At 66.6% G+C, this 12,353-nt stretch carries 11 protein-coding genes; 8 read left to right on the forward strand and 3 right to left on the reverse strand.

Annotated elements, in window-relative coordinates; all coding sequences use genetic code 11:
- Positions 1-18 precede the first annotated feature (18 nt).
- Positions 19-1,731, reverse strand: a complete 1,713-nt coding sequence (locus OXK16_13220; protein ID MDE0376905.1) for a trypsin-like peptidase domain-containing protein — start codon at positions 1,729-1,731, stop codon at positions 19-21.
- Positions 1,732-2,090: 359 nt separating this feature from the next.
- The gene (locus OXK16_13225; GenBank protein MDE0376906.1) at positions 2,091-2,318 is read right to left on the reverse strand and encodes a hypothetical protein; all 228 of its coding nucleotides are present in this window, start codon (positions 2,316-2,318) and stop codon (positions 2,091-2,093) included.
- Between the two features lie 71 nt (positions 2,319-2,389).
- Here OXK16_13225 and OXK16_13230 point away from each other — a divergent pair, with 71 nt between their 5' ends.
- The 5 genes from OXK16_13230 (at position 2,390) to OXK16_13250 (ending at position 9,571) form a co-directional block, all read left to right on the forward strand.
- A complete protein-coding gene (locus OXK16_13230) occupies positions 2,390-4,135 on the forward strand; it encodes a thiamine pyrophosphate-binding protein (protein ID MDE0376907.1) in 1,746 nt (581 codons plus the stop codon).
- A gap of 47 nt (positions 4,136-4,182) precedes the next feature.
- Positions 4,183-5,148: a hypothetical protein gene (locus OXK16_13235; protein MDE0376908.1), complete on the forward strand. Its 966-nt coding sequence runs from the start codon at positions 4,183-4,185 to the stop codon at positions 5,146-5,148.
- A gap of 496 nt (positions 5,149-5,644) precedes the next feature.
- Entirely contained in the window at positions 5,645-6,559 is a 915-nt protein-coding gene (locus OXK16_13240; protein MDE0376909.1) for a phosphotriesterase, read from the forward strand.
- A complete protein-coding gene (locus OXK16_13245) occupies positions 6,559-8,160 on the forward strand; it encodes a thiamine pyrophosphate-binding protein (protein MDE0376910.1) in 1,602 nt (533 codons plus the stop codon). Before OXK16_13240 ends, OXK16_13245 begins: the two co-directional genes overlap by 1 nt.
- 52 nt (positions 8,161-8,212) lie before the next feature.
- Positions 8,213-9,571, forward strand: coding sequence for an aspartate aminotransferase family protein (locus OXK16_13250; GenBank protein MDE0376911.1), 1,359 nt, complete (start codon positions 8,213-8,215; stop codon positions 9,569-9,571).
- A 48-nt stretch (positions 9,572-9,619) separates the two neighbouring features.
- Here OXK16_13250 and OXK16_13255 read toward each other — a convergent pair whose 3' ends face one another.
- On the reverse strand, positions 9,620-10,708 hold the full coding sequence (locus OXK16_13255; protein MDE0376912.1) for a glucose 1-dehydrogenase: 1,089 nt from the start codon (positions 10,706-10,708) through the stop codon (positions 9,620-9,622).
- Between OXK16_13255 and OXK16_13260 the strand changes: the two genes are divergently transcribed.
- The 3 genes from OXK16_13260 to OXK16_13270 all read left to right on the forward strand — a co-directional run bounded on the left by OXK16_13260 (position 10,674) and on the right by OXK16_13270 (position 12,348).
- Positions 10,674-11,069 carry a hypothetical protein gene (locus OXK16_13260; protein MDE0376913.1) on the forward strand — a complete coding sequence of 132 codons (396 nt, stop codon included), beginning with the start codon at positions 10,674-10,676 and terminating at the stop codon, positions 11,067-11,069. The two genes, OXK16_13255 and OXK16_13260, sit on opposite strands and share 35 nt — an antisense overlap.
- Positions 11,070-11,158: 89 nt before the next feature.
- Positions 11,159-12,082: a hypothetical protein gene (locus OXK16_13265; GenBank protein ID MDE0376914.1), complete on the forward strand. Its 924-nt coding sequence runs from the start codon at positions 11,159-11,161 to the stop codon at positions 12,080-12,082.
- A 101-nt stretch (positions 12,083-12,183) separates the two neighbouring features.
- On the forward strand, positions 12,184-12,348 hold the full coding sequence (locus tag OXK16_13270) for a hypothetical protein (GenBank protein MDE0376915.1): 165 nt from the start codon (positions 12,184-12,186) through the stop codon (positions 12,346-12,348).
- The last annotated feature ends 5 nt before the right edge of the window (positions 12,349-12,353 follow it).

A 12,353-nucleotide genomic window follows, 5' to 3' on the forward strand; every position in this document is an offset into this window, starting at 1 on the left:
CTTCCGTTGATCCTCTGCCTAAAGAAATCCTTCGGGTAGGCAGAGCAGGAAGTCGAACAACAACTCGCCGAAGTCCTCCGGTTCGGTCACCGAATCCGAGACAATCGCGGCGAGGAATTCGGCGCCTCCCTCGCCCGCGAACACCTCCCGCAGACAGGCGACGTGGTCGGCTTCGAATAGCACCTGTTCCTGGGCCGAACGGGCCACGATCGCGGCAATCATGAGTTCCATCGCAGTGTCATGGTGGAGGCACCGGAGAACACCGGGAATCTCTTCGTCGAAGCCTCCGCCGACCACCGTCGACGCTAGAAAACCCTCCAAGAGAGCGACATCGCCCAGTTCTTCCCTGGTGCAGTCCTGCTCGAGAGTCGTGAAGACCTCGAACACCTCCCGCCAGGTGGTTTCGCCATCCAGATCGAACTGCAGCCCGAGGGTGGGCTCGCCACCGACACGGGACCCGCCGACCTCGCCTTCCGCCGCCGGTTCCGCGTAGTCAACTCCTAGAAAGTAGGCGCCGCCGTCGGCCACCGGATCATTCACCGCTACCAAGTACCGGCCGGTGGTCGGCGCCGTGAACACCAACTCGGCATTGGTGTGGTTTCCGAACAGGGGAGGCCCGCTGTCATCGTCCGCCACCATTTCTTGAAAGCTCCCGCCGGCCTGGCCCACATAGATGGCGGTATCGGTGGCTATCGCCTCGGTCCAGAACACCACGGTCTCACCCTCGAAGAGTTCGATCGAGTACCAGTCGGTGTCGGCATAGTGGTCGATGACTCCCGCCACCGACCCGCCCACGCTCAGGACCTGTCCGTCGTCGTAATCCATGAAGGGCGCCAGCGGGACGTTGCTCTCCAGCGTGAAACTGGACGCCTCGTCCAGGGTGTCCCCCAAGTTCTGGACCACTACGAAGTGAGGACCGTCCACCTCCAACTCCGCCGTCCCGTGCTCGAGGCCACCGTAAGTGTCGTCGACGTCCAAGACCAGACCGGAGGGACCCACCACCAGCAGAATGCCGTCGCTCGGCCCGTCGATCCGGATATCAAGGATCGAACCGGCCTCTCCTTCAAACACAAGGAACGCGCTATCCAGGGAGTTCTCCAACTCCAACACGAACTCGGTGGCTCCCGTCCCGCCTGGGATGACACCCCAGGGCCCGAACTCCTCGAGATCCTCGATCAGCCACAGCAAGATCTCGACGTCGTCGGCCGCCGACGTAGCCAGCGCGAACCCGGCGTCCCCGAAGTGCCATGTTGAGACGCCGACAACCTCCCCTGAAGAGTTCACCAGCGCTCCACCACTCTGACCGCCGGCCATGTCCGCGTCCGTTTGCAGAAGCGTCAGGCCATACAGCTCCCATTCACGAACGCGGGACAGGACGCCCCGGGTGATGGTGGGCTCGGGGAACAGGTCGGTCTCGGCGCGATAGCCGATCAGATGGACCTCGCTGCCAGGTGGCATTCCCTCACCGTCCGACAGGTCAAGATAAGGGAGAGAAACGTCCACCGGACCGAGCAACGCCAGGTCGGCGAAGGCGTCCCAAGCCAGGACAGGCACATCCGCGAACTCGGTCCCGTCGGGAAAGACCACCCGGACCCTCTCATATGGCCACACCACGTGATAGTTGGTCACCACCAGGCCCCCCTCGACCAGGATGCCGCTCCCGGTACCCACCGGCGTCTCCACCACCGGTATGGACGGCGCCACCAGGCCATAGATCTCCTCGGAAGACAACGCCGCCCTGACTGTCGCCGACGGGAGACTCTCGGGCTCGACCGTCGTCGGCGCGGCGGCCTCGGGCTCGATCCTTGTCGATAGAGAAGTCCCGGGCTCAGGGGAAGCAACCGTTTGGGAGACAGTCGTGGATGTCCGCTCTGTAGGAACGCCGTGGGAATCGGACTGTCCGCCGCATCCGCCCAGCACCAGAACGGCGACCAGCCACACCGAGCCGACCAGCCCCGACGGAACGGGAACGCAAACGCGGTCTCTCTCGGAACTTTCCACCACGAGCCCGCCTCCTCGAAAGTAACTAATGCATGCTCGAATTCCGGACGTGATGAGTGTACAGATCTATACAGTCATAGTCCCTGGCTCTACGCATAACTCACTTCGCCACGGACCTCGCCCCTCCCTCCGGCTAGCCCCTGGAGTTGCTGCTCGAAGACGGTCCTGCCGCGGTCGCCAAGCGGCTCGACACCGTGGACAAGGGGCTCGACACTCTCGAGGAAGATCAACGAGCGACCCTCGGGCAGGCTCACGCCGCCGTCGCAGGCCACCGCCTCCGAGACCCCCAGTCCGCGGATGGCAGGCGCACGTCGCACAAGCTCGCCCCACGTCCACAGGTGTACAATCGCCCCACCGACAGGAGGGGATCACGGGCAACCCGAGCGAGATAACCGGCGCAGCCTCCCTCGTCCGCGCCCTGGAGCGGGTACGGATCGACACGGTCTTCGGGCTGGTGGGGCACGGGAATCTGGCCTTCGTGGACGCCCTGCAGGACAGCGACACGATCGACTACGTCACCGTGTTCCACGAGCAGGTGGCCGCCCACGCCGCCGATGCGTACTTCCGGGCGAGCGGACGGATCGCGGTGGTGACCACCACGGTAGGACCGGGGTTCACCAACCTGATGACCGGACTCGGGGACGCCATGCTCGACTCCTCGGCCCTGGTCGTGATCGCCGGTGGGATGCCGAGCGCCTACGTGGGCAAGGAACCGCTCCAAGAACTCTCCTACTCCATCGACAACGCCCAACTCGACATCGCCCGACCGCTCACCAAGCGGATTATGCTCGCCACAGGCGCAGCCGAGTTGGCCAACCAGTTCCACCGAGCCGTCCGCTACGCCCTCACCGGGTGTCCGGGTCCGGTCGTGCTGCAGGTTCCGCTCGACTTCTTCTCGGATTGGGTGGACCCGTCGGTGGCCACGCTCCGGCCTACCCGACCCGGGCGGAGCGGGCCAGACTCCGCCGAGGTGGGGAGAGCCGCCGACCTGATCGCCCGGGCCGAGCGTCCCCTCGTATTCGCGGGCGGCGGTGCGATCATCTCGCGAGCCTCCACCGCCCTGACCCGGCTCGCCGACGGGTTCGGCATGCCGGTGGCCACCACCATGAGCGGCCAGGGCGCCATCAGCGAGGATCATCCCCTTTCCATCGGGTACACAGGTGTGGTGGGAACCAGGCCGGGTAACAACGCCGCTAGGAGAGCCGACCTCCTGCTGGCGGTGGGTACCCGATTCCCGGAGATGGACTGCAACAACTGGCGCCCGGACTACTTCACCCCGATTCCACCGAGCCGGTTGATCCACATCGACATCGACCCGAACCAGATCGGAAAGATCTACCCCACCGACGTGGCTCTCGTCGGCGACGCCCGCCGGTCTCTCGAAGACCTGGCCGCCGCTCTGGAGAGCCGCCTCGACGGCGGGGACCGGTGGGGTGACTGGCACGCGGAACTCGCACACGAGAAGCAGACCTGGGCGGACGACCTCCACGATGTCCGAACCACACCCAGCTTCCCCTACGAACCCGCCTACCTCGGGACCGTGCTGCGGGGGCTGCTGCCGCCCGAGACGATCCTGATCACCGGCGTGGGCATCCGCCACGCGATCGGGCAGCATTACCCCTTCCTGAATGAGGGCACCCAGGTCGTCGCCAGCGGGTTCGGCACGATGGGACAGGAGGTCGCCGCTCCGATCGGCGTACGGCTCGCCCGGCGCGATGTGCCGGTGGTCGGCCTCGTAGGTGATGGGGCGGTGATGGCTTGCTTGGCGGCGCTGCCCACCGCGGTGGCAGCGAACATCGACGTGGTCTGGTTGATCGCCAACAACACCGGATACGCCTCGATCGCCTTGTACCAGACCAAGCACTACGGGCGGGACGCCGGCACCTACTTCAAGGACTCGGAAGGGGTCACCTACGACCTCGACTACGTGGCCTTCGCCCGCTCGTTCGGCGCACGAGCGGAGCGGGTAACCGATCCCGCCGACTTCCCGGGGCTGCTCGCCACGGCCCTGGAGGAGCGCGGCACTTGGGTTCTGGAACTCCCGGTCACGCCGTACCCGCGCATAATCGGATCGGGCCATTGGGACGTCAACGACATACTTGCAGCCGGCACCGAAAGGGGTCGGAGAGCCTGAGAACCTCCGCCGCCGGCGCGTTCGGACCTATCAAGGAGGGTGTGTAAGTGAGCGGATCGGGCCTGATACGGACCGTTCGGGGCGACGTACCACGCGAACCGTGGGGGATCACCAACGCCCACGCCCACCTGGTTGGCGGTGCCGACACCTCCAAACCGCCGTTCGACACAACGGACGCCTCCGAACTGATCATGACCCTCGACGACAGCCTCCCCGAGTTGGAGCACTTCGCCCGTGCGGGAGGTTTCTGCCTTGTCGATCTGACCCCGGCGGGTATGGGCCGTGACCCGGCGGCTCTCGTTCGGGCCTCGGAGCAGGCCGGGATGCACATCGTGATGGGAACCGGCATCTATCACGAGGCCCACCATCCCGAGTCGATTGCCTCCCTGCGCGATACCGGTGTAGCCGAGATCCTCGTCCGGGAGATAACCCAGGGCGTGGACGGCACGACGGTGCGGGCAGGGATAATCGGAGAGCAGGGAACCTTCACCGGCCCGATGACCGACCGTGAGAAGGTGGTGTTCCGGGCCTCGGCGATGGCGGCGATCGAGACCGGTGTAGCGGTTACCACACATACCCATCTCGGAGTCAACGCGTTGGACCAGATCGATGTCCTGACGTCCCAGGGACTCTCCCCGGACCGGATCGTCATCGGTCATCTGGACGACGGCGAGCCCGACCTCGACCTGATACGTGAGATCATCAAGCGCGGTGCGTGGGCGCAGTTCGACGACATCGGTTACGAGTACTACACCGAACGGCTCAAGATCCAGATGACAACCGACGTGGTCCGGGCGCGCAAGCTGCTCCAACTGGCGGAGGAAGGTCTGGCAGGCCAGGTGATCCTCGCCAGCGACTTCGGGATGCAGCGCCACCTCCAGACGAGGGGCGGACCCGGGCTCGTGGTACTCGCCGACGGGTTCCGCAGGACGGCGCTGGAAGTGGGGGTCCCTGAGGAAGTGCTCGACCAGTGCATGATCACCAACCCGGCGACCATCCTGACCATGCAGTGAGGTGTCCCGCCCCTGATCCGGCGCGGCGCCAAGTCCTGGCACCGCACACAGCCCATCGCATCACACGCCGGGCGCCGGGAGCCGCCTGCGGGGCTTGTCGCACAAGGGGGTTGAACCTGTCACACCACTACCCCATACTTGACGGGTACCAAGCACCCAAGCGGTCGGGACAACGGTACCGCCCGGACCGCCGGAGGGAACAGGACATCGGAGCCACAGCCCGCTCAGGGACCGGCGAGACACGCTCCGAACCCAGGAACGGTGGTGGCGGGGGTGGGCCCTGTGGGCGACACCGAAGCGACATTTTTCGCGACTTTTCGACGCCCCTGGTCGGTAGCCCGGGTTTGGCTGATCGAGCAGGCATGTATGGCGGGTCTGGCAGGAGCCGGGTCCGGCGCTCGGCTGGGGCGTCCGTCCCCGGGGGAGGACCGGGGCCGTGAGCGCGAAGGGTCTTGTCCGAACAGTGCGGGGGGACGTCCCGGCCTCCGGATGGGGCTTGACCAACGCTCACGCCCATCTCTCCCTGGGCATGGAGGAGCAGGGACATCCGGCCTGGAGCGAGACCGCCGATCGTTACGAGGACCACACGCTGTCCATCGAGGACACATTGCCGGAATTGGAGGCCTACGCCCGGGCCGGAGGTACCTGCCTGGTCGAGTTGACCCCCATGGGTATGGGGCGCAACCCCACCGCCCTGGCCCACGCCTCCGAGGAGACCGGCGTACACATCGTGATGGGAACCGGCGTCTACCACGAGCCGTTCCATCCTGACCGGATCGCCGGCATGGCCGACACGCAGATCGCCGAAGTCATGATCCGGGAGATCCGCGAAGGAGTGGACGGCACTGGGATCAGGGCGGGGATCATCGGCGAGCAGGGAACCTACCAGGGACCGATGACCGAGCGCGAGGCGACCGTCTTCCGGGCATCCGCCATGGCGGCTCTCGAAACCGGTGTGGCGGTGTCCACGCACACCTACCTCGGACGCAACGCCCTCGACCAGATCGACGTGCTCACCTCCGTCGGGTTGGATCCCGAGCGCATCGTCATCGGCCATCTCGACGACACGGAACCGGACCCGACCCTGTTCCGCGAGATCATCCAACGCGGCGCCTACGCTCAGTTCGACACCATCGGTTACGAGTACTACACCGAGACGCTGGGCGTGCAGATGACCACCGACCGGGTGCGTGCCAGAACGCTGCGAGAACTGGCGGAGGAAGGACTCGCCCACAGGATCATCGTTGCTAGCGACCTCTGCCGGAAACGCCACCTCACGGTTAACGGAGGTCCGGGGCTCGCCCATCTGGTAACCGGATTCCGGACCCTGGCGCGCGAGGAGGGTGTTCCCGACGGCGTGCTCGACCTGTGCATGATCACCAACCCGGCCCAGATCCTGGCGATGGTCTGATGGCGGTACCGAACGGCGGGGACGCGGTGGTCAGGGCGCTGCGCGACAACGGCGTCGAGACCGTCTTCGGAATACCCGCCAGCTACACGGTCGAGATCTACGACGCCATCCTCCGGCAGGGCGGCATCAGGTCCATCGTGGCCCGCAACGAGCAGGCGGCCGCTTTCATGGCCGACGGGTACGCCCGGCGATCCGGCCGACCCGGAGTGGTGGTCGTGACCGGCGGTCCCGGGCTCGGGAACACGGTGACGGGGCTTCAGACCGCATACGCGGACTCCTCGCCGGTGGTCGTGATCGCCAGCGACCACAACCCGTCCCAGCGGATGGCCCAGCCACTGGGACTGCCCCACGAGGCGTTCGACCAGGCTGCTCTGGCCGAGGCGACCGGAGCGGTTGTGGTGCGGGCGGACGACGGCGGATCCATCGCCGCGGCCGTCGACGAGACTCTGCAGGCCTGCCGGTCGGGACGACCCGGGCCCGGTGTGGTGCTCATAAGCCGCGCCGCTCTCGAGGCTCCGGCGAGCAACCCGGTTTCTCGTGAGGCGAAACCCCCGGCGTCGACGCCCGGGGTCCCCGACAAGCAACTCGATCAGGTCGTCCGGCTCCTGTCAGCCGCCACCAACCCGGTTCTCCTGGTGGGCGCCGGTGTGGTCCGGGCAGGGGCCCAGGCCGAACTGGCCGATCTGGCTCGCACGACGGGGCTGCCGGTCGTAACCACGGTCCCGGCCCGCCACACGGTGGATCCGGCGAGCGGTTGGGCGGGTGTGATGAACAACGACACAACCCGGGCGCTCCTGGAACACGCCGACCTGGTGATCGCCGTCGGAACCAGCTTCGGGATCGCATCCACCAAACACTGGACCCTGCGGATCGGCGGCTCGCTGGTCCATGTCGATATCGATCCGACCAGTCTCGGGCAGCATTACCAAGCCGATCTGGCCATCGTGGCCGATGCCGCCTCTTTCCTTGCCTCGCTCACCGATTCGTTGAACCGCAAGGGGACCGCCTCGGGCCGCGTCCCGAGCGCGGACGCGGCCACCTCGTCGCATCCCTGGACCGATCCGATCGGCAGCGCTCTCCCCTCCCAGGGCGCCACCATATGCGGAGATGTCACGATGGCTCTCCGTTGGATCCCGGGCGACCCGTCGCTGGGACCCGAGCGCCGGCTGATGACCCCCTGGAACTTCATGACCCTCGGATGGGCCTACGCAGCCGCATTGGGCGTCCAGGCCGCCGCACCCGATGACACCGTGCTGGCGGTGATGGGCGACGGCGGGGCCCTGTTCACGCTCGGCGAACTGGCCACGGCCGTCGAACACGACCTGCCGGTCTGCTTGCTCGTATACAACAACCGGTCCTACGGGATCATCGCCGAAGTCCAGGACCAACTCTGCGAGGGACGCCGGTTCGGGATCGATCTGGAGCAGCCCGACTTCGCGGCCGTGGCGCGGGCATTCGGGATGAGTTCATCGCGAGCCGACACCCCTGACGAGTTGGAGGCCGCTCTCAGGAAGCATCTCGGAACCGGCGAGCCGAGCCTCATCGAAGCGCGGCTGGGCATTGCCGACCTGGGCATCGATTCGGTCGAAGGCGGGCGGTGAGTGAGGATACTGCGACAGCGATGATCGCAGCAGGCAAGTCCGGAGTGACACGATGAACCACACAGGCAACCCATCCAGCACCCCCGAGCTTCCCAGGCTCATCACGGAGGTGCCCGGCCCCAGGTCCAGGGCCATATTCGGGAGGGATCAGAGCCTGCTGGCGGCCGGCAACTCCGCCGGTTCGCTGTGGTCCCAACTGGCCGTCGTGGAAGGGCGCGGCGCCATGATCCGCGACGCCGACGGCAACTGGCTTCTAGACGCGTGCGCGGGCACCGTGGTCATGAACCTGGGCCACGGTCACCCGGCCGTGGCGGAGGCGCTGGCCGGACAGGCGCGGCTGCTGACCCACTTCTACGATTTCGCCACCGAAGTACGGGTCCGTTTCGTCGAACTGCTCAAGAGCACGCTGCCGGAGCGCTTCGACGCTTTCCACCTCGCCAACTCGGGGAGCGAGGCCGTGGAGGCGGCTCTGAGGACGGTCCGCTCGGCTACCGGCCGCCACGAGGTCATCGCGTTCCACAACGGCTACCACGGACGGACGCTGGGCGCGCTGTCCCTGACATCTGGAGCCGGACGGGAGGGACTGGGACCGTTCCTGCCGGGTGTCGTGCATGCGGTGGCCCCCGATCCGATGGATACTCCTCACCAGACCGAAGCCGAGCGGGTCGAGGCATGCGCCCGACACCTCGACCGGGTGGCTTCGCAGGTACTGGCCGGCCCTCCGGCCGCGGTGATCATCGAGCCGATGCAGGGGGCCGGAGGCATGATCCCCGTTCCGGCCGGGTTCCTGGAGTCGGTCCGAGCGTTCTGCGACCGCACCGGGGCTCTTCTCATGTTCGACGAGATCCTGACCGGAGGCGGCCGTACCGGTCGACTATGGGCCTACCAGCACTCCGGCGTGGTGCCCGACATCCTCCTGCTCGGCAAGGGCATCGGCGGAGGCTTCCCGCTGGGGATCGTGGCAGGAGCCCGGCACGTGATGGACGCCGGCCCCGGAGCGCAGCCCACCCACAACAGCAGCACCTTCGGAGGCAACCCCCTGGCATGTGCCGCCGGTCTGGCCACGCTGAGCGCTCTGCTCGACGAGGCACTGGTCGACAACGCCGGCCACGTCGGTGATCACCTCATCAACGCCCTGCAGGAGAGCTTGGAACCCCGCCGCAACGTGGCGGACGTCCGCGGACTTGGCCTTGCCATCGGCATCGAGATGGTCACCGACCGGGCGACTCGCACCCCGGTATCCGGAGACCTCATCCGTGGCGCGTTACGCGGTCTCCTCCGCCGAGGGGTGGCGATATCCAGCACCGGCCACGTGATGAGGATCACACCTCCCCTATGCCTGACGATCCCCCAGGCCGACTACATCTCAGATGCCGTCGGGAGCACACTGGCCGAACTCGAGCCGGACTGAGCCGATCCACCGATTCGCCCAGCCCGGCCTGGACCGCCTCTCGTAGGGTCAGACCGCCGAGTACCCGCCGTCGACCACCAGGTCGGAGCCGGTGACATAGGATCTGTCGTCCGAAGCCAGGAACAGGACAGCCTGGGCGATCTCGTCCGGTTCCGCCCAGCGTTGCATGGGTATGTGGGGGAGGAACAGGGAGCGGCGTTCCGGATCCTCCCACGACGGGCGACCCATCTCGGTCATCGTGAATCCTGGCACCACCGTGTTGACCCGGATCCCGTACCTGGCGTACTGGGCGGCGGCGGTCCTGGTAAGTAGGCGGACGGCCGCCTTCGAAGCCGCGTACGCGGGGGCTTGGGCTTCCGACAGGTCGGGGTAGATGGCGCCAAGCAGACCCATGACGGACGACACGTTGACGATCGACCCGCCGCGCTGCTCCTTCATAACCGGAAGGACGGCGCGGATACCCAGGAAGGTCCCGGTCAGGTTGACATCGTTGACCCGGTTCCACTCCTCGAGGGGTGTGTCCTCGAACGAGGACCTGTAGCCCGTCCCGGCGTTGTTGACCAGCACGTCCAGACGGCCGTAGCGGTCGACCGTCTCCTCCACGGCCCCCCTCCAACTCTCCTCCCGGGTCACGTCGAGTGCGATGAATGATGCGGTACCCCCATTCTGCGAGATGGCGGTCGCCACCTTCTCCCCCATCTCCGCCGCGATGTCCCCGACTACAACCGCGGCCCCTTCCTCGGCGAACAGGGCGGCCTCGGTGGCGCCCATGCCCCGGGCTGCGCCGGACACCAGCGCTACCTTGCCTTCGAGTCTCACCTGTTCTCCTCGCCTCCGGTCCCGGACCGCGGCTACCCACTCCGGTTCGCCACCCTGGCCCTTCGAGGCTAGAAACCTCAGTGTGAAGACCAAGGCCCTCTGTGCTCTAGCCGTCGTGGTTGCCTGCTTGGTCGGGGGGTGCCGCGCCTCGTCTTCGTCCACCACCGCCGTGACCACGGACACGTTCGCGACGACCACCGTAGCGACCACAGCCCCCATCCCGTCAGCCACCACGGCCACCACCTCCAGGGCGACCAGCACCCGGACCCCTGCCGCGCCGGTGGTGAACGAAGCCTCGGAGGAGTGCGACAGCTTCACCACCGCACTCGACCGGCTTGTCTTCGTCCGGCTGCAGCCCGTCGTCGAGGAGGCCACCGACCTTCTCCACTCGGCCCCGGAGGGCGTGGACCCCACCGCGGTGGCGACCGGTCTGACCGAAGCGAGCCGCCAACTCCTCCGACTGGTCGACGAACTCGATCTGATGGGGGTTCCACCAAGAGAGATCGTGGATCTGCTGCTCTCCATCAGGGACGGCATCCTGCGCTACGCCACCGGCTTCGACGAGGGAGCTCGAGGGTGGACATCGGGCGACTCGGAGTTGATCGCGGAGGCGAAGGCCGGCGTCCTCGAAGCGTCGGCGGTCCTGACCGAATTCTTCGGATGGCAACTGTGCCCTTGAGCGGGTAGTCCGGGGGCAACACAGCCCATCCGGCGCCCGGTTCGGGTAGGGTCGCACCAGCGACGGGACCCACCTACCAGGGAGACGACATGGCGCTGCAGGTAATGACCGTGCGAGGGCCGGTCTCGCCCGACGACCTGGGCCACACCCAGATGCACGACCACCTCTTCGCCGACCTCTCGTGGGCGCGCCACCGCTGGGTGGCGATGCCGATGACCGACGAGCTCCAGATGACGGAAGAAGTCGGTTTCTACAAGGACGCGGGCGGGGGCACCCTCGTGGACCCCATCCTGGAACATATCGGCCGCAAACCGGAGGCGACGCGTCGCGTTTCGGAGAACACCGGTGTGCATATCGTGATGGGCACCGGCTTCTACCGGGAGCCCTACTACCCCGAGTTCGTCAACAAGTGGACGACCCGCCGCCTCACCGAGTACATCGTCGAAGAGATCGAGAACGGTTGCGCCGACACGGGTATACGCCCGGGCATAATCGGCGAGATCGGCATCGACAAGCGCTGGGTGCAAGGTGTCGAGGAACGGGTGATCCGGGCCGCGGCGCGGGCTCACCACGCCACCGGGCTGGCGATCACCACCCACACTCCCCCGCACACCGCGCTCCTCTTCCACGAGATCCTCCAGGAAGAGGAGGTTCCGCCCGACCGTGTCATCTTCGGCCACCTCGACAACACGCTGGAGATGGACGAGTTGGAGCGCGTCGCCCAGACCGGCGCCTACCTGCAGTTCGACTTGATCGGCATCGAGTGGATCAACGCCGACCACCGCAGGGCCAAGTTCCTAGCCGAACTGGTCCGGCGCGGCCACGGGGACCGCCTGCTGGTGGCCCAGGACATGCCAGCCCGGCCGCGCCTCATCACCAACGGCGGTCACGGCTACCGGCACCTGATCGACAGCTTCCTGCCGATGCTGCGCGACGAGGCAATGGACGAGAACACCATCCACCACATCACCCACACCAACCCGGCCCGCGTCCTCGCGGTGGAAACGGACTGAGAGGGCTACCTACTCCGGTCGATACACTAGTATCGAAGATGTATTAGAGTTGTCGATGTCGGACAGCACCGTATAATTCGGGAGGAGAGGGAGCAGAACCGATGGACTGGACCGAGTTCAGCAACGTCTTCGGAACGGTTGGGCCGACCGTCGTCGCCCTGGCAGTCGTGGTTCTCAACCGGCGAGACAGGCTCGCGGACAAAGTGAACGAACTCTCTGAACGGGTCGCCCGAATCGAGGGGATCCTGCTCAAAGAAAACGCATGACGAGT

Source organism: bacterium (assembly GCA_028821235.1).
Lineage (GTDB): Bacteria > Actinomycetota > Acidimicrobiia > Spongiisociales > Spongiisociaceae > Spongiisocius.

Coding starts and splice junctions, on each gene's coding strand:
- OXK16_13265 (MDE0376914.1), top strand. CDS start 11,159: ATGGCGCTGCAGGTAATGACCGTGCGAGGGCCGGTCTCGCCCGACGAC.
- OXK16_13250 (MDE0376911.1), top strand. CDS start 8,213: ATGAACCACACAGGCAACCCATCCAGCACCCCCGAGCTTCCCAGGCTC.
- OXK16_13245 (MDE0376910.1), top strand. CDS start 6,559: ATGGCGGTACCGAACGGCGGGGACGCGGTGGTCAGGGCGCTGCGCGAC.
- OXK16_13270 (MDE0376915.1), top strand. CDS start 12,184: ATGGACTGGACCGAGTTCAGCAACGTCTTCGGAACGGTTGGGCCGACC.